Genomic DNA, 23,770 nt, shown 5'->3' on the forward strand with positions numbered 1-23,770 from the left:
GTTGATATCCCGATCGATATCCCGTCAGTTCTTCGGTGCGAGCAATGTGCCACGGCACTGTTTGCTGCCGCAATGGCAGGCGTACTCGCGCTTGAGTTTGGCCGTGTAACGCGCGTCGATCACTAATCCGTAATCATAGAAAAGCTCTTCGCCGGCGTCGATCTCGCGCATGGCGTAGATCTGTACGTGCTCGCCCTCTTCGCGCGCTTCACAATTTGGCGCGCACGAGTGGTTGATCCAGCGCGCGTTGTTGCCGTCGACTTTGCCGTCGATGCAGCGCCCGTCTTCCAGGCTGAAGTAGAACGTATGCGTGGGGTGCGCCGGGTCGTGCGGATGACGACGCAACGCTTCTTTCCACGAAATGACCTCGCCCTTGTACTCGATCACGCGTTCGCCTTTTTTGAGACGCCTGACCGCGTATACGCCCTTGCCGTGGACGCCGGATTTTCTGACTTCGATTCTGCGCTTAGCTGACATGTATATGCGACGAGGTTTCGTGGGTACAAAAGAGCGCAGTGTACAGGGCCGCGCCGGTCATGTGCATGACAAGTCCCGACGAAAAAAAACGCCACCCATGCCGGATGGCGTTCCCCCCTCGTTCGCGCCGCCTGGGCGTTGCGACGAATGCCCGGTCGCTCAAGCCTTGCTGTAGAGCTTCCAGACCTTGCGCTGTGTGGCGATGTCCGCGTCCTCGTGCGAATTGCAGTCGAGAGGAATACGCGATTCGTCGTAAGTCGCATTGAAATGATTGCAATGGAACTGGCCCTTGCCGCGCGGCGCCGCTTCGAAGTGCGAGCAGGTCAGACACATGCGCTGCGGCGGCATGTCGCCGCGCTCTTGCATCGTGAAGACCAGTTTGAGCAGCGCGCGATAGAGCTGGGCACATTCCTTGTCGCCCAGCGAGTCGGCCGCTGTCGTCAGGAAGTTCGGCCACTGCGACGCCCGCTTGGCGGCGGTACGGCCGCGTGCAGTCAGTCGAAGTGCCAGTGCCCGGCCGTCGTTGGCATCGCGCCGTTTCTCGACCAGTCCCTTGGATTCCAGTGTGCTCACGGCCTCACTGACCGTGGCCGATGTGAGTGCGGCATCTTCCGCAATCTCACCTAATCGCATCGGCACGCCACGCGAGAGCAGGAGCGTCAGAATCTCTCCCTGCGTCGGCGTCAATCCAGCCAATGCCGCGCCCTCCCAGGCGTGGCTCCGTAACGCCGTTCCCATGCGCAACAAACCTGCCGTTACGCGCTTGGAGAGCGCTTCATCTAGTGGGGTCGGAGTAGCCATGATTTTCGTTAGGATTTCTAAAAACTATACGTCGGTAAAACAGCTTGTCAAATTTACTATCAGGCGGTGCATCACACGAGTTGCCTTGCCTTTCCAACAATTTCGGCGCCCCGCCCGGGGGAAACCCTGACCCACTTCCGTGTCGATACGCGACGGCAAGTCGCTGTTGAACCTGCCTTCCCGCCACGATTCCATTGTGTGTTCTGAGTCGAATTTTGGCGTATCAGTTCTTGTACTGATCTCCCAGATCCTAGGCGCGATGTTTACAAAATATTGGGGTCCTGCTCACTCGGTGCGCGAATCGTGACAGCGTCAAAAACATTTCGCATCCCATGCGAATTCACACGCCAAGCCAATAGATGTAACGCCGCGTCTTGTCTCGCACCCCGCACCAATTGCACGCATCCGTGCAAAGCCACGCCGGACTTGGCTCGCAGGCCGTAGCGACGCTTTTTGTTTGACAGGCGTCCCTGTTACGTCCCCTGGAAAAATGCCTCGAATATCGAGAGATCCGCTTCGCTTTGGCGCATGCGCTGGCGTATACGAAGCGCGCGTACGTTTCGGACAGAACGCAAATGTTCTGAAACACGAACGACGACCCTCAGTCGCATAACGACCCGTTCGGCGAAAAATTCGGGGAATGAGCTGATCGGCATGTCCGGTGAGAGCACCTTTTTGACATGCGAAGTGAAGAAATGGACGACGACCGCGATTTCGCGCGTTACAGCCAATAAAACCAACATCGATCACTTCTGACAACACGCGGGGTACGTCACAAAAACGGAGTGGCGAGATTGTAGCCGCGAACCTCACCGACGAAGTGAGAACGTCAAAATTATCCACAAAACCGTGTTTCCGAGGGTCCGTTGCACAATATTTAGGCGCCTGTGGATAACTTTATGGATAACTTATCGGAGTACATGTGCATGGGTTCGGGATAACTTGCGAATCTTTCCACAGGGGGCAAAAACTGTTCAGAGTTGTTCTGCAGATACCCGCTGTTTGTCCATCCAGTTCTCAATCGGGCAAGTTGATGTTTACAAGGCGTTAACTGTGGTTATCCACAGCAGTGGGCTGCCTTTGTTAACTACTACTATGTATACATACAGTAAACCTATTAAAACCTTAAAAGCATCCTACGAGCGGCGCAAAAAGCCCGAAAACCCGGTAGGGACGAACAGTGGAAAACGCAGCGCTTGCGATGCGGCTGACACACCTGACAATCCATGCAGGCAATAAAAAACCCCGCCAAGGCGGGGTTTCTTTACACCGATCGCAGAACCAAGGCTTCATGACACCCTGGTAAGCGCTCCAGAAGGGCTACCGCGTCACGACGCCCACCGCAGACACTGCTGACGGACCATCTCGTTGAGCGACTTCGCATCCGCGTGGATCTGACGCAGCCATACAGCATCGTTCATGCCCGAGGCCACCAACTGGCGGATCTGTTCGCACGCCGCTTCGGCTTCCAGCACCGCTGCGTGAGGCTTGATGACCTCCAGCGTCTGAGCGATGTGCTGCCCCAGCGTGGTCCGCTCACCGCTTTGCGGATCGACGTAAGCGCCTTCCAAACCGAAACGGCAGGCCTCGAAGCGGTTGAACGTGTAGACCAGGTAATCGTCCTCGCTCAGCGTGAACGGGCGCTCCTCGAGCAGATAGCGGGCCAGAGACTGGATGTAGCAGGCGATGGCAGCCGCCCGATCGACCGATAGGGGGGTATCCATCACCCGCACTTCGATCGTCCCAAAACCCGGTTTCGGACGGATATCCCAGTAGAAATCCTTCATGCTCTCGACGACGCCCGTTTTGACCATCTTGTCGAAGTACGTCTCGAAGTCTTCCCACTTGAGCACGAACGGCGCACGGCCCGACAGCGGAAACGCGAACACCGAGTTCAACCGCGCCGAGTGAAAGCCCGTGTCGACACCTTGCACATACGGCGAGGAGGCCGACAGCGCAATAAAGTGCGGGATATAACGCGACATCGCGTGCAGCAGGTACAAGGCGCTATCCGGATCGGGACAGCCGATGTGCACGTGCTGACCGAAGACCGTGAACTGCTTGGCGAGATAGCCGTAAAGCTCGGAGAGAAAATGAAACCGCGGCGAGTCGTAGATCGTGCGCTCGCTCCAGCGCTGAAACGCGTGGGTGCCGCCACCGCACAAGCCGACGTTGAGCTGTTCGCTCGCGCCGATCAGCACGTCGCGAACCCTTCGCAGTTGCGAGACGGCGTCGCTGTGGTGGTGGCAGATATCGGTCGAAAGCTCGATCATGCTTTCGGTCATTTCCGGTTTGATTTCACCCGGATGTGTCTCCTTCGCCACCAACCGCATCACGTCCGACGCAGCTTTGGTCAGGTCGTAATCGTGACGATTGACGATCTGCATCTCGAGCTCGACACCGAAGGTGCACGGCTTCGAGGGAATGAATTCTTCTAATGACATGGCTTAATCCTTCCGTTCACCGACGAGGGCCAATGCCCAATAGACCACCAGCGGCCCAACCAGTTGCAGCAACGCGATGGTGCACATCACCACGGCCTTGAGCATCGGATCGAACTGCGGGTAGATGTCGTACGTGTCGGCAACGAGTACGAGCGCAAGACTGGCCATCGGACAGAGTGCGAGCCCGAGTGCGATGGCCTGTTTGTAGCTGATGCCGGCCGGATGGGCGACGGCGACCGTCCCGACCACCTTTGCCAGCAGACGCACAACGATGATCGCTGCCGCGGCCAGACCGCCGATCATCACGTATTGCCACTGGAATGCCAGCGACGTCAGCACGAACAACACCACGGCGAGCAGCCAGCCGGCCGTGCCGAAGTACGCCGGCCAAAGCTGCGGACGCTCATCCAGATTCCGGAAAATGATCCCGGCAAGCAGCAGCGTGAGCGAGTTGGGCAGCTTGAGCATGTGCACCAGCGCGACCATCAGCATGATCAGGCCGATCAGCATCACGAACGCATGATGATCCTGGCTGCCGAATTTCCGGAAGACCAGGTTGCACGCCTTGGCGAGGACGAAGGCCAGCACGATCGAGCCGATCAGCAGGTACAGCGGATGGAACAGCACCACCCAGAAGCTCGAGTGGTACGTCTGGTGCATCCAGCCGTAGACCAGCTTGACGGCCACCACCGCGTAAATGCTGTTCAGCGCCGCCAGCGCCAGCAGGCGCTCGGTAACCTGGCCTTCGGCGCGCAGTTCGTTCTTCAACTGGACGACAACGGCCGGCGACGTGGCCATGCTGATCGACGCGATGAGCATCGATGTGAGCGGCGCCACGTTGAACAGCCGCAACACCGCGTAGACCGCGATGAGCGTGAGTAGCGCCTCAAGTGCACTCGTGACGATGAGCCACGAGTTGGCCCGCATCCATTTCAGATTCAGGCGGCTGCCGAGTTCGAACAGCAGCAGGCCAAGGGCCAGATCGATCAGCAGCCGGATGGCCGCGCTCGTTTGCGCGTCCAGCATCGACGAGAGACCCAACGTACCGCCGACCAGCCCGACCACCGCGTAACCGGTGATGCGCGGCAGGCGCAGTCTCCGGAAACAGATTTCTCCTGCCAGACCGGCAAATACCAATGCCAGACCAGCGAAGAAAACGGGATCAGGCGCCGGCGGCCAGCCCGGGAAAAGGGACAGTTCCGACGTCATATTGCTCGCTTTGCGCCGCTTGACGGCGCATCAAGTGGTGGAAAGGAAAAGAATGTCGCGCGCGGGGTTGCAGAAATAAGGACAAATGCGCGACGAACCCTTAGGGTTGGGCCCATTTTGCCACACTCGGTTTGGAGGGCTCTGTCAGGGGGCGCGGCACCCCGGGAAGCCTCTTGTGACGGGACTTCGTCATTCCCCCCTTCCTGAAGACACGATGGCCGGCCGATTCCGGGGCGGTCGCCCGGCCGGCAAGGCAAAAAGTGCCGGAGGCAAGCGCGCAGCGCGTCGCCTCCGCCCGTGGCGGGCCTTGAACTCTATGGGGGTCAGATTCGATTTATTGGGAATGACAGGGGCTACGTGATAAACGGCCGGTCGGCCGGTTTTATCTGACGAAGCTAGCCGTCAATATCGCGCGGCGAGGTGAGCGCGCAGGCGGCACTGGGCCGCCCTGCACGGGGGTGGGGGCGGATCAAGGCGTGGATTTTTCGGAGACTTCCGAGCGGCCCGGCTGCTCAGGCCTTGCGAAGCGCCTGCAACAGAAAGCGCGCCGGGTCGATAGCGTCGGCCAGATCGCTGCCCACGGGCCATGGCTCGCCTTCAATCTGACTGGCGACCAATTCCGCGCAGAGCGCTGCGAAGGCCAGACCGCGAGAACCGAACGCAAAGCTCGCGTACAGGCCTGGCAGCCGGGGCAGGTCTCGCAGGTGGCCGCCAGCCAGCCGGCGGCCCTGCGGGTCGCTGCTGGCGATTGCGGGCATATCCGGCAGTTGACCGGCCATCGGCAAACGGTCGGTGACCAGCGCGCGAAAGGCGGTCCGCCCGCCAAGCTGGGCGGCGGCGCTGGCACTGCCCAACCCGTCTTCCCCGTCGCCAAACGCCTCGGCATGGGCGGGCAGCAGCGAAGCAAGGCGGCGCAGGTTGGCCTGATGGTCGCCGACCCGTACGCCGGTGGCCGGATCGTCGAAACCGTACGTGGCGCCCGTGATCGGGCCTGCCCCGCCCAGCGGTGACGGCGCGACGTAGCCCTCGCCGCAGACCGGTATGCGCAGATCTGGGAGTGAATCGGGTGGCAGAAACGTCAGTTGTCCGCGCACCCGTTGGATGGGTATGAACGCCGGTGGGAGATACGGGCCGAGCAGTCGTTGCGACTCGTCGGCGGCGGTAACGATGGTCACGGAGGCGTCTGCCAGCACCCGTCCGGTTTCATCGATGGCCAGCCAGCGGCCGTCGCGCCGTTCCAGCCGCTCGACGCTCACGCCGTAGCGGGCATCGAGCGACGGGCCGGCGGCGACCAGTTCCGCGCGGCACAGCATCGCCGGGGCCAGCCACCCGCCCTCGGGGAACCAGAGTCCGCCGTGCGCCAGCGTTTCCCCGGCAAGGGCCGAGGCTTGGGCCGCATCGACCCATTTCACGTATTCCTCGGGATAGCCGTGGGTCGCGACGAGTTGCGCGAGGCTGCGCGCCTCGTCGTCGTCCGAGCCGACTTGCAACAAGCCGTCGGCGCGTCCCGGCAGACCGCCCGGCAGCGTGCGCCATTGCGAAAGCGCGTACAGGAAGCCCGCGCGCGTCAGACGAGAGAGCACGTTGTCGTCCGCCGACAGTTGCGGGTGAAAGACACCTGCCGGATTGCCCGAAGCCGCCGAGCCAGGCGCTTCCGCCCGCTCGAACAGCTTCACCCGCCAGCCGCGCGCGACGAGCCGCAGCGCCATGGCGGCGCCAGCCATCCCGGCGCCGATGACGATAGCGGTATTCGGCGCGGCATCCGATGCGGCATCGGATTCGCCATCGTCATCGGCGTCGGCAGTCGCCCGGAACTCACGCCATGACGGCGCAGCGGGCGGATCGTAGCGGCGCATCCGGTAAGGCGGCGCATAGACACCGGCCAGCGTCTCGCCCGCGTGTGCGTCAACCTCGCGGCGCGTCATCTCGAAGCCCGCAGCGGCTAGATCGCGTGGGATCTGCCCGGCACTGGTGTACGTCGCAAGCGTCGCGCCCTCGCGCGCCAGCTTGCCCAGCGTCTTGAAGACTTCGGGCGTCCACAGGTCGGGGTTCTTGGCTGGCGCGAAACCGTCGAGAAAAAACGCGTCCGCGCCTACGCGCAGGTCCGGCATCAAGGTGGAGAAGTCGCCGAATCCGACGCTAAGTACGACGCCGGGTGCCGGTTCCAGCCGGTGCCAGCCCGCGACGGGCAACGGCCAGATGTCGCACAGCCGCTGCACGAGCGGCGCGAGTTCGGTCATGCCGGGCTGCACCAGCAGGGGCGCCAGCGTCTGGCGCAGGTCGCGCGGGCGGAACGGGAATTTTTCGACCGACACGAAGTGCAGGCGTTTGGGCCGTTGTGGATCGTCGCGCCACGCGGCCCACGTCGCCAGAAAATTCAGTCCCAGCCCGAAGCCGGTCTCGACGATCACGAACTGCTCACGACCCTGCCAACGCTGCGGCAATCCATTGCCACCGAGGAACACCTGACGCGCTCGCTCGAGTGCGCCGTCTACGGGCAGATAAGCGTCGTCGAACACGTCGGAGTACGGCGTGCCGTCGTCGGCTTTGACCGGTTCCGCCGGCACGATCGGGCTGAAACCGGGGCGGCGCTTCATTCGCTCCCCCGTTCTTCGGTCACGATCTCGATCAGCCCCGGCAGCGACACCACGCCGAGCCAGCGGCCGTCGGCCGCCGCGACCGGAATCCAGTCGGCATGCAATTTCGCCACCGCGCGCAGTGCACTGACCAGCGCCATCTCACCATCGAGCGCCTTGCAAGGGGCGACGATCTCGGTCCATTGCGCCGGCTCGCCCGTCGCCTGCCTGCGCCACCAGCTTGCTGCGTCGAGCATGCCAACCAGACGGCCGTCCTCGGCACGCACGACCAGATTGCGGTAGCCCGTCTCGACGAAGCGCTCGCCGATGGCCGCCGGCGACAGGTCGGCCTTCACCACGGCATCACTGGCGTCCGGATCGACGACCAGCGACGACAAGCGCATCTGGCTTGCCTCGCCGGTCATCGACAACCAGCGCCCGGCCACCAGATTGCGGCGCAGCGACTTGGCATACACCGAGTCTTCACGCAACGTATGCGCGGTGAGATACGCCGTGACGCAGGCCAGCATGAGCGGCAGCACGACCTGATAACTCAGCGTCATCTCGAAGATCATCAGAATCGACATCAACGGCGCATAGGTCGTGGCCGCAAGAAACGCCCCCATGCCGACGACCGCATAGCTGCTCGCGACCGACGCCGTGGCCGGGGCGAGCGCATTCATGGCGAGTCCGTAGAGACTGCCGAGTGCCGCGCCGACGAACAGCGTCGGCGTGAACACGCCGCCCACCGCGCCCGACCCTGCCGACGACGCCGTGGCGAGCACCTTGAATACGAGCACCATGGCGAGTGCCTGCCACGCCCAATGCGTGTGCAGTATCGAGTTCACCACGCTGTACCCATTGCCCCAGACCTGCGGCACTTGCAGGGAGAGCACCCCGACGACCAGCCCGCCAAGCGCGAGCCGTACGAACAACGGCACGGGCAACGCGCCGAAGCGTTGTTTGGCGGTGTCGAGCAAACGCAGGAACAGCGGCGCGAGCACGCCGGCGAGAATACCCAGCCCGACGTAGAAGAACACTTCCCAGCCCGACACGAAGTCGAAGCGCGGCATCTGATACACCGCCTCGTAGCCGAGAAACTGTCGGATGACGATGTTGGCGATAACCGAGGCGACGACCAGTGGCCCGAGCGTCGCGGTCGAAATCGAGCCATAGACGATTTCGGAGATGAACAGCGCCCCGGCAATCGGGGCGTTATAGGCGGAGGTGATGCCGGCGGTCGCGCCGCAGGCGACGAGCAACCGCAGCCGCTCAGGCGGGAACGCGAGCGCGCGCCCGACCAGCGAAGCGAACATTGCCGCGAGTTGCACCATCGGCCCTTCCCGGCCGATCGACGCGCCCGAGGCCACGGAGAACAGCGACGACGTGCTCTTCACCAGCGTCTGACGCAGGCTCAGCACGCCAGTGCCGATGGCGATGGCTTCCATGTAGTCGTCGGAGCCCTTCTTGGGCACCCAGAGCGTGGCGTACTGGAGGATCAGCCCGGCGATGAGACCGCCGGTGGTCGGCAACAGCAGGCGCTGCCACCAATTGAGGTCGAGTGCCAGCTCGACCATGCCGCTGTGATGGCCGGCGAGGAGAAATTGCAGGCCGGAGAGCGCTTCGCGAAACGCGACGGTGGCCAACGCGCCCAACAGACCGACGATGCCGGCGAGCAGCAGCGTGATTTGCAGGGTGTTGGGCGCGAACTGACGGCGCACCCACACGACGACGGGCAACTTGGCCCAGGCGGACACTGCTGACACGGATAGGAGACTGTCGTGATCGAAATTGGGTCCCATGGTATCGACCGACGACTTAATTTGAAAGCGCGGGACCGGTGCGCCGGGCACCGGGAAGAAGCGATTTCCCGCGTGAAGGGACATTTTTGGCCGGAAAGGGATTTGGGACTCCCTTCCAATCGGCCAAAACTGAGCAATGCTCATGTAAGGTATTTTTTAGGGGTACTCGTCCCCTATTTCGTAGCGAGTTGTCGAGATGACGCCGACGTGAAGTTCTTTTTTGGACGGCTGAATCGATTTCGATCTACACGGATTTCAAATCGCGATGGATCAGCGCCGACCGGGAATCAAAACCCGGGCGCGAAGGCGATTTCAGCCAACGGCTTATTTCTGGTGCCCAAGCGAATTTGGCCTGCCGATTTTCGGCAAAAACTGAGGCATCCTCAGATAAGCGGGTTTCGAGAACCCGTTCAGGTCGCTACGCACCGCTTTCTCGATTCCGGCGCGACACCTTCCTGACGGCATTTTTTCGAGAGCGATTTTCCATAAGCGCCCGCCATACGCCGACTTCTGAGGATGATTCAGATAAAGGTAATTTCTGAGGCGCTGGAACCGCATTGAACCGGTTGTGGCGTGATTTTTTGCCGTTTGCGGTGTGGTGTATTTTCCACCGCCTATTTCCAGCGTCGTGGCCATCCGCGAGCATTGGCGCGACGTTGCCGCCAAGCGGCGTACGGGCACCGAACGCGCTCGCCGAAACTGCGGCACCCGCATGGCGCGGCCCCCGAAAAAACATGCGTCACGAATCTGTCATGCACGCACGCATTCAACTGGTCACATTCCATTCAGTGAAATAGAATGGCACGCAATTGAAATGGAACTGAAAAGCACCACCCGAATGGCAGTCAGCAAAAAAGGCACACAAAAATCACCCGTGTGTCTCGAAGAGCAGTTGGGTTTCGCGTTGTACTCGGCATCGCTTGCCATGACCAAAGCGCACAAGCCGATGCTCGATCGGCTCGGGCTTACGTACTCGCAATATCTCGCGATGGTTGTGCTGTGGGAGCAGGACGATATCGCCGTCAATCAACTCGGCGCACGTCTCGGGCTCGATTCCGGAACACTCACGCCGTTGCTGAAAAGACTGGAATCCATGGGGCTTTTGACGCGTCGACGCGGTCATATCGACGAACGTCAGGTGTTTATCGATCTGACGCCGCGTGGCGTGAATCTGCGTCGCGAAGCGCGTCAGGTGCCGGCGCAAATTCAAGCTGCTACCGGTCAATCCGACACGGCGCAAAAGACCCTGCGCAATCTACTTCTCCAACTGCGAGACGCCCTCGGCGAGGCGTGAAAAAACAAAACGCGTGCCGTTCTTCGGAAAGGCACGTGTCATTGAGTTGCACGCAATCTAATCGGCAATCGGTGAAGAGATCAGTGCGCGGGCATCAGCATCTCGAAGCCTGCAATCTTCTCTACGTTGTAGCCGGCGTCGCGCCAGGCATCCAGTCCGCCGAGCAGCGGACGCACTTCCGCAAAGCCCTGTTGCCGCAATTGCTGCGCGAGCCGTGCCGCCGTGACTTCGTTCGGACAGGCGCAAAACACCACAATCCGGCGATCGCGCGGAATATCCCTGAGTTTGCTGGCGATATCGTCCGGCTCGATGGCGATCGCGCCCGGAATCGTGAACGGGTCGATGGCGCGGCGTGCTGCCGAGCGCACGTCGATCACGACCGGCGTGATCTCGTCCTTCATCCAGGTTTCAAGCGTTTGCACGCCGATACGTGCCATGCGCAGCGAGCGCAGCAAGCGGTAACGATTGAGCCAGCGGTTGAGCAGGTAAAGCGCGAAGACGACCACCACCAGCCAGAGCACGCCTCGGCCGAGGGTGTCGAAGGCGTCGAGCACCAACACAATGTGCGACGAGAAGCCCACACCGAGTGCTACGGCCACGCCCGACCAGAGCATCGCGCCCAGCGCGTCGTAGAGCAGAAACTTGCGCCACGACACGCCCAGCGCTCCGGCCATCGGCACCGACAAGGCCGAGAGGCCCGGCACGAACCGCGCGAACAGCAGCACGCGCACGCCGTAGCGGCCCATTGAGCCCTCGGTGCGGCTCACGCAGGTGTCGGGCGAGATCGACAGGCGGCACATCAGCCGCAGGATGTGATGGCCGTAGCGGCGCCCGGCCAAAAACCAGATGACATCACCCAGCAGCGCGGCGGCAGCGGCCAGCGCGATGATGCCGAGGGGCGGGAACAGCGCCGTCGACGCGGTGACGATGAGGGTGGGATACGCCGGCAACGGCAGGCCCAGCGCCTGTCCGAAGATATTCAGAAAGACGAGCCAGAGGCCATAGCGGGCAATCAGATCGAACAGCATGCCGGTACCTGAGCGAGTTTGCGCAATAACGCATGGTAGCCCCCGGCCATGACGGCCAGAAGCCCGTATCTCGAAAAGTATTGTTGCTCTTTTGGAACGATCGCGGGCAAAGTCGCCCTCAATGCCGTCTTCCGTGCCGCCCTTAGTGTCCCATCGACGCCTTTGCGCCCCGCTTGGGCTTGGTCATCCACACCAGCGCCGCCATGGCGAGGAACACGTAGCCGGACAGGTGGAAGATGTCGTTCGTCGCCAGCATGAACGACTGCCGTGTGACCAGATCGTTGAGCACGCCGATTTCCGCCCCATTGGTGAGGCCCAGCCCCTGCCGCAACTGGTCAAGGTAACTTGTCGTGGCGTCGGAATAAGGCGTGACGCTCTCGGCGAGGCGCGCGTGGTGGTAGATCGCCCTGTCCTCCCACATCGTCGTGCTCACGGCGGTGCCGATGGCGCCCGAGAGCGTGCGGAAGAAATTCGACAATCCCGACGCGGCTGCCAGCCGGTCGTCGGTGATGCTTGAGAGCGTGATCGTCGTCACTGGCACGAAGAAGCATGCGATGCCGATGCCCTGCACCAGCCGCGGCTCGATGACTTTCGCAAACGACAGATTCAGCGCGAAGTGCGAGTTCCAGAACGACACCCCCGCAAACACAAAGAAGGCGAACGAGGCGACGGCGCGCAAGTTCAGCTTGTCCATGTTCTGCCCGATGATCGGCGAGAGAATCAACGCCAATAAGCCCACTGGCGCGGTCGCCAGCCCGGCCTTACCCGCCGTGTAATCCATCACCGTTTGCAGCCATAGCGGGAAGATCACGACGGACGCGAAGAACGTCATGAAGCCGAACGAGATCACCACCACGCCGAGCGCGAAATTGCGGTCTTTGAACAGTGTGAGATCGACGATGGGTTTGTCGGACGTTAGCTCCCAGAGAATCAGCGCTGACAGGCAAACCGCCGCCGTGATCGCGAGCGTGACGATCAAGCCGTTGTTGAACCAGTCGCGATCCTTGCCGAGGTCGAGCATCATTTGCAGCGACCCCACGCCGATCGCGAGCAGCGCCAGACCGACCAGATCGATGGGAATGGTTTGGGTTTTGGTTTCGTGCCCGCGCAGCAGCAGATAGCACGCGACGGCCGAGAAGATGCCGACCGGCACGTTGATATAGAAGATCCACGGCCAGGTGTAGTTGTCGGTGATCCACCCGCCGACCACGGGGCCGAAGATCGGCGCGACGATCACCGTCATGGCCCATAAACCGAGCGCGAGACCGCGCTTCTTCTCGGGAAAGCTGCGCAGCAGGATGGTTTGCGAGAGCGGCACCATCGGCCCCGAAACCAGCCCTTGCAGCAACCGGAAGAACACCAGCGATTCCATATTCGGCGCGAGGCCGCACAGCATCGAGGCGATTGTGAACAGCGTGACCGACGTGACGAACAAGCGGACTTCGCCAACGCGCCGGGCCAGCCATCCGGTCAGCGGCACGGCAATGGCGGCGGCCACCGCATACGAGCTGATGACCCACGTGCCCTGACTGTTCGAAACACCCACGCTGCCCGCGATGGTCGGCACGGCCACGTTCGCAATGGAGGTGTCGAGCACTTCCATGAAAGTGCCGAGGGCGAGCCCGACCGTGAGAATGGCCAGCCGGCCGCCGGTGAGGGGCGCCCCTTGCGGTGTGGCGGCTGGGCTGGCGATGGCGGCGTCAGACATGCAAATCCTCTCCCTGATTTGGCGGCCGGCGATCTCAAGTCGCCTGACCATTCCGAATATTGGATGGTGCCGCAGATTGCCGGGGGATGTGCGACGCAAGTTTGGAAACGATGCTCTAATCCCGGCCCTTACGCTTCTTTATGCCCCTCGGACCCTTTCGAACTGCGTGGAACACGCGTCCGGCAAGGGTTTGCCAATGAACGCGGGCATGCTGCGCTGCGGCTATGCGGTAAAACGCCGTCAGTTGGCGATCACGAGACGTTTTTGGCACTTGACGCCGGACATTGCACAGGCTTGAATCGGCCTTGACGCCCGATGCGGAAGTTTTCGCGTCGCTGCCCCTGGGCGTTGTCGGCCGGCTCAGAAAACCAAATGACCCGCTCCGTGCGCGTTTCGCGAACGATGCCGGGCAACGGTAAAACCACAGGAAAAGCCCCATGCAACCAGGCAGCGTCATTCCCCTTCAGTACGGCGAGTTTCTCGTCCTGCTTTCGTTTCTGATTTCCGCGCTCGGTGCCTATGTGGCACTCGTCGCCGCGTCGCGTATCCGCAATGAAGATGGTGGCATCAGCGTCGGCTATCTCGCTGTCGCAGCGCTCGCGTTGGGTGGTGTCGGCATCTGGGGTATGCACTTCATCGGCATGGCGGCGCAGCGCATGCCGTTCCCAGTGTCGTTTGCGTTGTGGCCGACCGTCGGAAGTCTGGTGCTTGCCGTGGTGGTGTCGGGGGCAGCGCTTTGGTACGTCGCACAGGCGCCCTACCGCAATGCCATGCACTGTGTGATCGCCGGTGTGGCGGGCGGGCTCGGCATCGCAGGCATGCACTATCTCGGCATGAACGCGGTGCGCACGCAAGCCGTTTTCCAGTGGGATACGACGATCATTGCGCTGTCGATACTCATCGCCATGGTGGCCGCAAGCGTGGCGCTGTGGCTGGCGTTCCATCTGCAAACGAGCCTGCAACGTGCGCTCGCGGCCATCGTGATGGCAATTGCGGTGTGCGGCATGCATTACACGGGCATGCTCGCCGGCACGATGATCTGCACGTCGGAAACGCGCGCACAGGTCAGCCCGCGTTTGCAGGGTGATCTGCTGCCGTACGGTGTCTTCGCCATCGCGTGCGTGGTGCTGCTGGGCATGGGGGTGCTGCTCTATCGCACCGGGCGCCGTCGTCGTGAGCGTATCGCCGCGCGACTGGATGCCGTGATGCAGCAGCGCACCGGACACGTTTAACCACACCGCAACAAAGCAAAACGCCGGCCCGTCTTTCGATGGGCCGGCGTTTTTTTGCGCGTGCTTGCGCGTGCTTGCGAGTGATTGCGCGCTCGCACGCGGCGGGTCAATGCAGGATGGGACTACTGGCACCTACAGGCATGACGTCACCCGTCGGGACCAGATCGGCAATGAAGAAAGGTTCGGTGTTGAGTTCACGTGATGCCCCGGGTTCGCCGGCGTACCAGCGCACCATCGCCATGTCGCCCAGCACACGGGTCACGATGCCTTTGGCACCCTGCGGCACTGCGATGTGATTGGATGTGACGATCGTTCCCACTTTCACTTGAGTCTCCTGCGAATAACGAAAAACGACGCGCCAGCGGGTGTTTTCATGCGGGCGAATCGTCATCCGACTATACCGTATTGCGCAGACGACATCCCCGATTTCTCCGGCGCCGTGGTGAAAATACCGTCCGCCTGTCCACCATGATGTTCGGCCAGCACGCGGTAATGCGGGCCGCGTGGCGTGCGTACGGAATGCACCAGCACATAGCCGTCGCAATGCCAGATGAGCGGGCGCGGATACGGATCTGAAGGCGCACGTCGTGCGTGTCGCAGCAGCGTCACGTGAGGCCGGAAAGACTGCGTGATCACGCGTGCGCCGGTGGCGCGCCATTGCGAGAGCAATGTGTCGCGGGTGGCGATCAGACTCTCGGGCGCCGCGGGCGAACCGGCCCAGACGATCTTGCGATCGGACCAGTAACCCAGATGATCGAAGGTGAGCGAAAACGGCGCGAGCGGTGTGCGCTGCATCAGCGCAAGGAGCACCGGCAGCCGGGCGGGATCGACCTCGTCGAGAAAGGCGAGTGTCAGGTGGAGGGTCTGTGCACGGAGCACGCGTCCGCCGCACTCCGCATGGGCGGAAGACGCCCATTCGTGAAGCTGCGCCCGCACGCCCGGCCCAGGCCATAGGGCAAGGAAAAGTCGCATGAGAACACCAGTCGTTGTGTCCTTCTGATGATTCTCATAGTAGACGGGCGATGGCGCGAATTCCAGCCAGCGCCGTCATCGTTACCCCTCAGTTGGTCGACACCCCGGTGTTGATCCCGTTGCGACGGCCACGGCGCGGCGTATCAGCCGGCTTTTCGTCGGTTTTGGCTTGTACCGGCGGGTGCATGATGCTGTTCCAGTTGCTCTGGATGGCGGCATCGGTGGTGTCGCGCGAAACGGCACGCGAAATGTCGGCGCTCGGATTGAACGCGGGAGCGTTGGCCGAATTTGCTGAATTGGCAGGCACCGGCGTGTTCTGCGCGTGGGCGGACGGCGTGAGCACCAGCACGGCGGCGATGGCGGCGGGCAGCGTCAGCCAAAGCGCCGTACGCACGGAGAAGTACCCGGCGAACGGGAAGCGGGCAAACGTGGGGTGGGCCATGAAATTCTCTCGGGAAGACAACGACGCTGGCGCGGGACGCTGATCAGCAGGCGCGCGCCATGTCGGTGTCATGGGGTTCAGTCGTTTCAGTAAGCGCCGGGGGGCGGTTTCCAGCCCGGGGGCGGCGGCGGCGGCGGCGCATAGCGCTGCGCAGGTTGCATCTGCTGCGAAGATACCATGTCGCCCCGCACAGGCACGCGGTTGCCATAGGCATACATGCACTGAATGTAGGCCTGATCATAGCGGCTTTGCGTCATATACACAGACGACTGCGCGTTACCCACGCCGACCGCGCTGCCCGCGAGCAGGCCGGCACCGGCGCCGATGGCCGCACCCGAGCCACCACCGAAGGCGGCACCCGCTGCCGCGCCGATGGCGGTGCCGATCACGGCGCTGCCGATGGCGCTGGTGTTGGCGGCGGAGGCGGTATCCATGCCACCGTTCTGGCCGTTGGCGAACTGACGGCAATTGAAATCGTCCTGCCGGAATTGGTCGAACGATTTGTTCGTGCCCGGCAGCGCCATGATGCTCGGGCCGGACGGTACGACCGCGCAGCCCGCAAGCGTTGCCGCAGCGACGACGATGGCCAGTGGCGCGGCAAGACGGCGAACGTTGCTTCGGGACTGGCTGGAGCGGGATTGGCTAGAGAAAAGCGATTCGAACGGCATGCGGTGCCTCCCGATCAGTTAGCCGGCTGTGCCGGCACTTCGCGCCAGCCTGCCGGACAGGTTTTTACGTACGGGTAGTAGGCACCGGCCTTGTCGCAGTAATACCAAGTGTCGCTGCCCGCGCCGGGTTGGCCGGGTTGTGCGGCGGCTTGCGGTTGTTCGATGTATTGCTGAGGCTGGCTCGGCACAACGACGACGGGCGGCGCGTAATACGGGGCTGAGTAGTACGGATACGGGTAGGCGTACGGGTAGTAGCCGGGGCCGACCCAGACGCGCACACCGCCGCGCCAGGCAAATGCGCTGCTGCTGGCGAGCGCGGCGGCCACGGCGACGAAACCGAGGACAACAGGTAGACGTTTCACGGCACAGACCTCAAAGAACTGGCTCCCGGCGCGGTGGATTCCGCCTCGCGTACGCGCGTCGCACTTCGCTTGGATGTGACGAGACAACGCCCTGGAGTTGACGCTTCGGAGTCTAGGCCCGTCCCCTCGGCGTAGCAATTACGGTGCCTGTTAGAAGTGTTTCAAAGCATTACGTTTTTTACGAAGATCCGCATGAACAGACGATCTAGCGACGGGGTACGGTTGCCTTGAGATCGGCCAGATAACGGGCTACTAGACGTCGGCTTTCGGTGAGTTCGTCGAGCTTGCGATCGAGCTTTTCCACCTCTTTCGAGAGGGCGTCGACGATGTCGTCGCAGCGCTCGAACACCGGTTGATCGCCGCGCATGCAGGGCAATAGCACGCGGATGGTGTCGATCTTGAGGCCGGCGGCGCTCAGCACACGAATGCGTTGCGCGACTTGTGCGTCGTCTTCGTCGTAGTCGCGATAGCCCGCGCCCGTGCGTGCCGGGCGCAGCAATCCCTCCTGTTCGTAGTAGCGCAGCATCCGCTCGCTCACACCGGCGCGGTGTGCCAGTTCTCCGATTCTCATGGCTCCGTGATTCCTTGATGAGGTGACGCGTGTGAGGTCTGCACAAACGCTTGACCTTGACAGCGCTGTCAGAGTTTAGCCTTTGGGCAGGCGTCGATGTGCGCACGCGTGAATGACGTCATTCAATTCAGGAGATCAACATGGCGGCAGCAAGTGAGCAGGAGATGCTGAGGACGGCGGGCGAAGTGCATTCACGCCCGGTGACGGAGAGCGCGCCCGGGCGATTCGTCACGCAGTTATCGAGGGGGAATGCCGATGAGCGGTCGATTCCCGACGCGCAATCTGCCACCGCCGCCGATCTGACGCCGCTGGCGTTCGCCGGATACGCGCACTTCACGGCCATGCAGATTCGTGACGGCGGCGTGCGCGGGCTGGACTTGCATCTGGCGCGTCTGCGGCAGGCGTCGTTGCAGATGTTCGGGCAAGCGCTCTCGGACGAACGCATCAAGCATGCGTTGCGGGCGGCGCTACGTGCAGGGCCTGCGGAGATGTCGCTGGTGGCGACGGTGTATTCGCCTGCGGGGGAGTTCACCGTCGCGGGCGCCGAGGCCGTGCCGGGGCTGCTGGTACGCACCGGGCCGGCGTGGACAGGACTGACTGGAAAAGCGGGCGCGTCCGGATTGCTCAGTCTCGCGACGTTCGAGCACGAACGCGTGCTACCCGAGTTGAAGCACGTGGGCGAAGTCGCCAAGACATGGTTCTTGCGAGAGGCAGTTGCGCGCGGATTCGACGATGCCGCGTTCAAAGACCGCGCGGGCCGTTTGAGCGAGGCATCGATCTGGAATCTAGCGTTCTGGGACGGAGAATCGGTGATCTGGCCGGTGGCCGCGATGTTGGGCGGCACGACCATGGGCATCTTGCGCAGGCAGCTAACGCAGTTGGGCGTGCCACAGCGCGAGCAGGAGATCACGTTGGCCGATCTGCCAACGATGCGCGGTGCCGTGGTGATGAACTCGTGGACACCGGGCGTTGCGGTGCATCGGATCGACGACGTGTCGATACCGGTCGACTCGCACTTCGTGACGCTGTTGAAGCAGGCTTACACGCGCGAGCCGATCGTCATGCCGTGACGAATGTTGCGATGGGCAACAGACGGCGCGGGGCCTACTTCCCGATGCAGAACCGGCTGAAGATCACGCCGAGCAAATCGTCAGAAGTGAATTCACCGGTGATGGTGCTCAACTGTTCTTGGGCGAGTCGCAGTTCTTCGGCGAAGAGATCCAGCGCGCCCGCATTTTGCCGTGCGTGGGCATCGGCCATCTCGACATGCTCACGCGCGGCCCGCAGCGCCGTCAGGTGCCGCTCGCGAGCGAGGAACACGCCTTCGTTACCCGCTTGCCAGCCGGCGATCCTCAGCAGCTCTGCACGCAGCAGATCGATACCCTGCCCGCCCTTCGCCGACAGCCGGACGCCGAGGGGCGCCGTGCCCTCCTTCGGCAATACCGTGGCCGGCTCGCTCGCCAGATCGGTCTTGTTGAACACACGCACGATCGGCACGTGCTTGGGCAACTGCGTGGCGATGACCTCGTCTTCCGCGGTCACGCCGGTGCGCGCATCGAGCAGATGCAGCACCGCGTCAGCCTTCGCGATTTCGCTCCAGCTGCGTTCGATACCGATGCGCTCGACTTCATCCTCCGTCTCGCGCAAGCCGGCCGTGTCGATGATGTGCAGCGGAATGCCGTCGATCTGAATCGTCTGCTGCACCTTGTCGCGCGTGGTGCCGGCAATGGGCGTGACGATAGCCAGCTCCGCCCCGGCGAGCGCATTGAGCAGCGACGACTTGCCCACGTTCGGCTGCCCGGCGAGCACCACGTTGATGCCCTCGCGCAGCAGCGCGCCCTGACGGGCCTGCGACAACACCTGTGCCAACTGCGTGCGAATACGCGCAAGCTGCCCGAACGCGTCGGCCGCTTCGAGAAAATCGATCTCTTCTTCCGGGAAATCCAGCGTCGCTTCGACCAGCATGCGCAGATGAATCACCAGATCCACCAGCGAATGAATCTCACGCGAGAACGCACCGTCGAGCGACCGGCTTGCCGAGCGTGCGGCCGCTTCGGTACTTGCTTCGATCAGATCGGCGACGGCTTCGGCCTGCGCGAGATCGAGCTTGTCGTTCAGAAAAGCGCGATGCGTGAATTCGCCCGGCTCTGCCAGACGCACACCGAGCGCCGCACCTTCGTCGATACAACGCTGCAAAAGCAGTTGCAGCACGATCGGGCCGCCGTGGCCCTGCAATTCCAGTACGTCTTCGCCGGTATAGGAATTCGGCCCGGGGAAGTAGAGCGCAATCCCGCGGTCGAGTGCATCGCCGGCGCCGTCGAGAAACGGCAGATACGACGCATGGCGCGGTTTCAACGGCTGCCCGACGAGTCGTGCAATGACGCCCTGAACCGCGTCGCCACGATGCTTGCCGAAGGACACGCGCACCACGCCAATCCCGCCGCGCCCGGGGGCGGTGGCGATGGCGGCAATCGGGGCGGCGTTGGAGGTTGCGCTCATAGGACGGTTCATCGAAAAACAGGGCTCATTTTGACACGCACCAAACAAAACCGCCCGCGAGAGACTCGCGGGCGGCTTCGTTCGTCAGACGGCGAATCCGGGCGTGCCGGATTTCTCAAACCACTACGCCGCCTTCTTTTCCTTCTTCTGGCCAAGCATGCGGTTGATCGACCATTGCTGGGCAATCGACAGCGTGTTGTTGACCACGTAGTACAGCACCAGGCCCGACGGCAGGAAGAGGAACATGACCGAGAAAATCAGCGGCATGAACATCATCATCTTGGCCTGCATCGGATCCGGCGGCGTCGGGTTCAGCTTGGTCTGGATGAACATCGACACGGCCATCAGCACCGGCAGGATGTAATACGGATCCTGCGTCGAAAGGTCATGAATCCAGCCCAGCCACGGCGCGCCGCGCATTTCCACCGACGACAGCAGCACCCAGTACAGCGCGATGAACACCGGAATCTGAATCACGATCGGAATACAGCCGCCGAACGGATTGACCTTCTCGGTCTTGTACAGCTCCATCAGCGCCTGATTCATCTTCTGCGGATCGCCCTTGTAGCGTTCGCGCAGTGCCTGCATCCGCGGCGTGATTTCCTTCATGCGCGCCATCGACTTGTAGCTTGCTGCCGACAGCGGGAAGAACACCAGCTTGATGATCACGGTCACGGCGATGATCGCCCAACCCCAGTTACCGATCAGGCCATGCAGCTTCGAGAGCAGCCAGAACAGCGGCTTGGCGAGGATGGTGAAGTAACCGTAGTCCTTCGTCAGCTCCAGGCCCGGCGCAATCTGCTCGAGCATGTGCTCTTCCTGCGGACCGGCGAACAGGCGTGCGTCAACCGTCTGCGTGCCGCCCGCCGGGATGCTCGCGAGCGGCTCTTTCACGCCGACGCGATACAGGCCGTTGTCGAGCTTGCCGATGTAGTTGTCGCGCGCGACGCCTTCCTTCGGAATCCAGGCCGTGGCGAAGTAATGCTGCACCATGCCGATCCAGCCGTCGCTCGACTGCTTGGCGTACTTAGCCTTGTCCTTGTCGATGTCGCTGAACGTGATCTTCTGGAACTTGTCTTCGCTGCTGTACACGGTCGGGCCCGTGAACGTGTGCGAGAACTTCGCGCCGCTGATCTCACGACCGTCGCGCACGAGTTCCATGTAGAGCGTCGGCTTGATCGGCGCGTCGGTCTTGTTGACGATCGTGTTCGACACATCGATCACGTAGCTGCCGCGATGGAACGTGTAGGTACGCACCAGTTGCAGGCCGCCCTTGACCGGCGATTCGAACTTCACGGTCAGCGAGTCGCCCGTCAACGTGGTCGGGCCCGGCACCATCGTGAAGATGTCGTTGTGGTTCGGGAAGTCGCCACCAATCAGACCCGTGCGAGCGTAGTACTGATGGCTCGGGGTGTTGTCGAACAGCACGACGTGCTTGTCGGCTTCATCGGCGTCCGGCCACTTGTTCAGCGCGAGGAACGACAGCGTGCCGCCCTGCGTGCTGATGTCGGCTTCGTAGACGTCGGTGTTGATGCGCACCTTCTGCGCAGCGGCAGTGGCGGGCGCATTGCCAGGCGCGTTACCCGTCGCAGCGCCGTTAGCGGCTTGCGGCAGGTCGTTGGCGGAGGTCGGGGTGCCACCTGTGGCGGCCGGGGTGGAGACTTCGGCGCCCGGGAAGAACAGCGACGAATGGCCATTGGCGCGTTGCCAGTTGTCGAAAAGCATCACGACAGACAGCGCGAAAATGACCCAGAGTACGGTGCGTTTGATGTCCATGCGGTAACTCGTGGTGGACGAAACTCAGGAATGGCTCGGCGCGCGGCGCGTGACTGCCGATGCGGCCGCGGGCCTGGACGAGACAGACCGTTCTGCTCGCGACGAATCACTGCTGGCAGCCTTGTCGGTGCCTTCAGCGGAAGAGTCGGGAGCGGGACGGGCGTGTCGAGCCGGCGGAACGGGATCGAAACCGCCGGGGTGAAACGGATGACAGCGGCATAGACGCTTGGCCGCGAGATAAGTGCCGTAACCGGCACCGTGCTCGACGATGGCCTCGCGTGCGTAGTCGGAGCAGCTCGGATGAAAGCGGCAACGGTTCCCCAGCCAGGGACTGATCACCAGCTTGTAACCGCGCAGGAGCAACAACAGCACGCTTCGCATCTCGATTCCGCCTGTCAGTCCGGCCTTTGGGGGCCGGGTGGGCGGCGCATGCCCGGGTTCGGGCGCTACCGTGTGGGGACTAACTACCTTCCGTCTTGTCGCTCGTCGTGCGGCTCTTGCGTGCGGCTTTCTCAGCGGCATCGAAGAGCTGCGCGAACTCGGTCTGACACAGCGTGTTCAGAACCGGTGCGGCCGCCGCAGTGTACGTCCCTTTGTCGAAGCGCCGGGTCAGTCGCAGCACGAAGTCCCAGCCGGCCAGAGACACGCGGCGCTGCCGGAACATCTCGCGGGCCTGACGTTTGATCAGGTTGCGAGTGACCGCGCGCGGCGCGTGCTTCTTGCCGACGACGATACCGATGCGGCCCTCATCGGGCGTAGCACCGGTATCCGGAGTGACGTCAGGCGCAGTTTCCCGCCGACGCATGTACAAGACGAAATGCGCGCTACGACGCAGAGGGCGCAAACTAAAAACGGATGAAAACTCATCCGTTTTGAGAAGTCGCGCAGCTTTGGGAAACCCCAATGCCGGGACTTCGCGCCTTGCGGATTTGACGCGCAAACCGCGGTACGACCGAACCGCGATTAAACGGCCAGGCGCTTACGGCCCTTGGCGCGACGAGCGGCGATGACCTTGCGGCCGCCACGGGTCTTCATGCGAACCAGGAAGCCATGGGTGCGCTTGCGGCGCGTCACGGAAGGCTGAAAAGTACGTTTCATGATGCACTCACTGTGTGAAAAAATTCCCGCGCAGCAGCATCGTGAAACGCCACATGGACACCGTGAAAACCTGCGTATTCAAGGACTTTCACGCACGGCCCAGCCGTCGGGAGTTGGATAAGAATCCGGTTGTCTTTCTAACGAACCCGCTATTTAATCGGCTTTTCCGTTGTGTGTCAATAGGTTAGCGTCCGCGTGGAAGGCGGGCACGCGCCATCCCTCGCGGGGCTGTCGCGTTGACGCCACTTGGCGCCGATTTGTTGGCGAAAATCGCCCGTTGCTTCAGTTTCTGCCGATCGATCGGTTCGTCGCCAAAAGATATCCAAAGGGTCGCGGCAAATCGTCGCGATTGCCGGGGTTTTGCGCAGCCATTGTGCGAACGCAAGCGGGTTAACGCGGTGCGCCCGCTTGCTAATGCCGATGCTGTGGGCGTTCCTGTGGATAACTCGCTTTGCCGACGCTTTGGCGGTAAAATCCCCCATCAATTTTTTTCCCAGCAGAGTACCGGTGACGCCGCCATGTGGATAGCGCGCCGGGTTTTGTCGTCTGCGCGCGCCGAAGCACGGCCGAGCGCGCGACGAGAGCCCGAGCGCAGCGCCATGGCAAGGCTTTGCCGGTCTTCTGCATTGCGCCGTCGGCCTGACTCGGGTACCGGCCAGTCGCCCCTCCGCTATGCCCTGGCACTCAATGCCGGCGCGGGTGACGACTTGGTTTTCGGTGTTCTGACCCCATATCTGATGTATCGGATAGTGCGGTCAATAACACTGCCGGACAGGTCAGACGGGCTTCGCGCCACCTGGACACACGCTGC

General features: G+C 62.4%; 24 protein-coding genes. 4 read left to right on the top strand and 20 right to left on the bottom strand.

Going from position 1 to position 23,770, the window contains the following annotated elements:
• Positions 1 to 24 precede the first annotated feature (24 nt).
• From AT302_RS26975 to AT302_RS27005, 7 genes are all read right to left on the bottom strand, one after another.
• Positions 25 to 477, bottom strand: coding sequence for an SET domain-containing protein (locus AT302_RS26975; protein ID WP_058376625.1), 453 nt, complete (start codon positions 475 to 477; stop codon positions 25 to 27).
• Between the two features lie 159 nt (positions 478 to 636).
• Entirely contained in the window at positions 637 to 1,278 is a 642-nt protein-coding gene (locus AT302_RS26980; RefSeq protein ID WP_058376626.1) for a MarR family winged helix-turn-helix transcriptional regulator, read from the bottom strand.
• 473 nt (positions 1,279 to 1,751) lie between these two features.
• Positions 1,752 to 2,021, bottom strand: coding sequence for a hypothetical protein (locus tag AT302_RS26985; RefSeq protein ID WP_058376627.1), 270 nt, complete (start codon positions 2,019 to 2,021; stop codon positions 1,752 to 1,754).
• Positions 2,022 to 2,606: 585 nt separating this feature from the next.
• Complete coding sequence (locus AT302_RS26990; RefSeq protein ID WP_058376628.1) at positions 2,607 to 3,722, bottom strand: YbdK family carboxylate-amine ligase; 1,116 nt, start codon at positions 3,720 to 3,722, stop codon at positions 2,607 to 2,609.
• A 3-nt stretch (positions 3,723 to 3,725) separates the two neighbouring features.
• A complete protein-coding gene (locus AT302_RS26995; RefSeq protein WP_058376629.1) occupies positions 3,726 to 4,931 on the bottom strand; it encodes a cation:proton antiporter in 1,206 nt (401 codons plus the stop codon).
• A gap of 512 nt (positions 4,932 to 5,443) precedes the next feature.
• Entirely contained in the window at positions 5,444 to 7,528 is a 2,085-nt protein-coding gene (mnmC, locus tag AT302_RS27000; RefSeq protein WP_058376630.1) for a bifunctional tRNA (5-methylaminomethyl-2-thiouridine)(34)-methyltransferase MnmD/FAD-dependent 5-carboxymethylaminomethyl-2-thiouridine(34) oxidoreductase MnmC, read from the bottom strand.
• Entirely contained in the window at positions 7,525 to 9,309 is a 1,785-nt protein-coding gene (locus AT302_RS27005) for a ClcB-like voltage-gated chloride channel protein (RefSeq protein ID WP_407668815.1), read from the bottom strand. The genes mnmC and AT302_RS27005 overlap by 4 nt, the downstream gene beginning before the upstream one ends.
• An 838-nt stretch (positions 9,310 to 10,147) precedes the next feature.
• Between AT302_RS27005 and AT302_RS27010 the strand changes: the two genes are divergently transcribed.
• The gene (locus tag AT302_RS27010; RefSeq protein ID WP_058379983.1) at positions 10,148 to 10,603 is read left to right on the top strand and encodes a MarR family winged helix-turn-helix transcriptional regulator; all 456 of its coding nucleotides are present in this window, start codon (positions 10,148 to 10,150) and stop codon (positions 10,601 to 10,603) included.
• 80 nt (positions 10,604 to 10,683) lie between these two features.
• Here AT302_RS27010 and AT302_RS27015 read toward each other — a convergent pair whose 3' ends face one another.
• Entirely contained in the window at positions 10,684 to 11,631 is a 948-nt protein-coding gene (locus AT302_RS27015; protein WP_058376631.1) for a DedA family protein/thiosulfate sulfurtransferase GlpE, read from the bottom strand.
• Positions 11,632 to 11,773: 142 nt separating this feature from the next.
• On the bottom strand, positions 11,774 to 13,339 hold the full coding sequence (locus AT302_RS27020; RefSeq protein WP_058376632.1) for a DHA2 family efflux MFS transporter permease subunit: 1,566 nt from the start codon (positions 13,337 to 13,339) through the stop codon (positions 11,774 to 11,776).
• On the opposite strand from AT302_RS27020, the gene AT302_RS27790 reads away from it, so the two are divergent.
• Both AT302_RS27790 and AT302_RS27025 read left to right on the top strand, forming a co-directional pair.
• A complete protein-coding gene (locus tag AT302_RS27790; protein WP_157125887.1) occupies positions 13,338 to 13,637 on the top strand; it encodes a hypothetical protein in 300 nt (99 codons plus the stop codon). The two genes, AT302_RS27020 and AT302_RS27790, sit on opposite strands and share 2 nt — an antisense overlap.
• 139 nt (positions 13,638 to 13,776) lie before the next feature.
• On the top strand, positions 13,777 to 14,571 hold the full coding sequence (locus tag AT302_RS27025; protein WP_058376633.1) for an MHYT domain-containing protein: 795 nt from the start codon (positions 13,777 to 13,779) through the stop codon (positions 14,569 to 14,571).
• 106 nt (positions 14,572 to 14,677) lie between these two features.
• On the opposite strand, the gene AT302_RS27030 is transcribed toward AT302_RS27025, so the two are convergent.
• The 6 genes from AT302_RS27030 to AT302_RS27055 all read right to left on the bottom strand — a co-directional run bounded on the left by AT302_RS27030 (position 14,678) and on the right by AT302_RS27055 (position 17,586).
• On the bottom strand, positions 14,678 to 14,896 hold the full coding sequence (locus tag AT302_RS27030) for a hypothetical protein (RefSeq protein ID WP_058379984.1): 219 nt from the start codon (positions 14,894 to 14,896) through the stop codon (positions 14,678 to 14,680).
• Positions 14,897 to 14,958: 62 nt separating this feature from the next.
• Positions 14,959 to 15,543: an RNA 2',3'-cyclic phosphodiesterase gene (gene thpR, locus AT302_RS27035; protein ID WP_084656494.1), complete on the bottom strand. Its 585-nt coding sequence runs from the start codon at positions 15,541 to 15,543 to the stop codon at positions 14,959 to 14,961.
• Between the two features lie 88 nt (positions 15,544 to 15,631).
• Positions 15,632 to 15,985, bottom strand: coding sequence for a hypothetical protein (locus AT302_RS27040; RefSeq protein ID WP_058376635.1), 354 nt, complete (start codon positions 15,983 to 15,985; stop codon positions 15,632 to 15,634).
• 86 nt (positions 15,986 to 16,071) lie between these two features.
• Entirely contained in the window at positions 16,072 to 16,653 is a 582-nt protein-coding gene (locus AT302_RS27045) for a hypothetical protein (protein WP_157125888.1), read from the bottom strand.
• A gap of 14 nt (positions 16,654 to 16,667) precedes the next feature.
• Positions 16,668 to 17,015: a hypothetical protein gene (locus AT302_RS27050; protein ID WP_058376636.1), complete on the bottom strand. Its 348-nt coding sequence runs from the start codon at positions 17,013 to 17,015 to the stop codon at positions 16,668 to 16,670.
• Between the two features lie 205 nt (positions 17,016 to 17,220).
• Positions 17,221 to 17,586, bottom strand: a complete 366-nt coding sequence (locus AT302_RS27055) for a MerR family transcriptional regulator (RefSeq protein ID WP_058376637.1) — start codon at positions 17,584 to 17,586, stop codon at positions 17,221 to 17,223.
• Between the two features lie 140 nt (positions 17,587 to 17,726).
• Between AT302_RS27055 and AT302_RS27060 the strand changes: the two genes are divergently transcribed.
• A complete protein-coding gene (locus AT302_RS27060; protein WP_237172027.1) occupies positions 17,727 to 18,656 on the top strand; it encodes an aminotransferase class IV family protein in 930 nt (309 codons plus the stop codon).
• 34 nt (positions 18,657 to 18,690) lie between these two features.
• Here AT302_RS27060 and mnmE read toward each other — a convergent pair whose 3' ends face one another.
• The 5 genes from mnmE to rpmH form a co-directional block, all read right to left on the bottom strand.
• Complete coding sequence (mnmE, locus tag AT302_RS27065; protein ID WP_058376638.1) at positions 18,691 to 20,085, bottom strand: tRNA uridine-5-carboxymethylaminomethyl(34) synthesis GTPase MnmE; 1,395 nt, start codon at positions 20,083 to 20,085, stop codon at positions 18,691 to 18,693.
• Positions 20,086 to 20,208: 123 nt separating this feature from the next.
• The gene (yidC, locus tag AT302_RS27070) at positions 20,209 to 21,861 is read right to left on the bottom strand and encodes a membrane protein insertase YidC (RefSeq protein WP_058376639.1); all 1,653 of its coding nucleotides are present in this window, start codon (positions 21,859 to 21,861) and stop codon (positions 20,209 to 20,211) included.
• 24 nt (positions 21,862 to 21,885) lie between these two features.
• The gene (gene yidD / locus AT302_RS27455; protein ID WP_084656495.1) at positions 21,886 to 22,242 is read right to left on the bottom strand and encodes a membrane protein insertion efficiency factor YidD; all 357 of its coding nucleotides are present in this window, start codon (positions 22,240 to 22,242) and stop codon (positions 21,886 to 21,888) included.
• A 79-nt stretch (positions 22,243 to 22,321) separates the two neighbouring features.
• Positions 22,322 to 22,765: a ribonuclease P protein component gene (gene rnpA, locus AT302_RS27075; protein WP_084656496.1), complete on the bottom strand. Its 444-nt coding sequence runs from the start codon at positions 22,763 to 22,765 to the stop codon at positions 22,322 to 22,324.
• Between the two features lie 59 nt (positions 22,766 to 22,824).
• Positions 22,825 to 22,959, bottom strand: a complete 135-nt coding sequence (gene rpmH / locus AT302_RS27080; protein WP_010806664.1) for a 50S ribosomal protein L34 — start codon at positions 22,957 to 22,959, stop codon at positions 22,825 to 22,827.
• Between the last annotated feature and the right edge of the window lie 811 nt (positions 22,960 to 23,770).

This window comes from Pandoraea norimbergensis, from assembly GCF_001465545.3.
Taxonomy (GTDB): Bacteria; Pseudomonadota; Gammaproteobacteria; order Burkholderiales; family Burkholderiaceae; genus Pandoraea; species Pandoraea norimbergensis.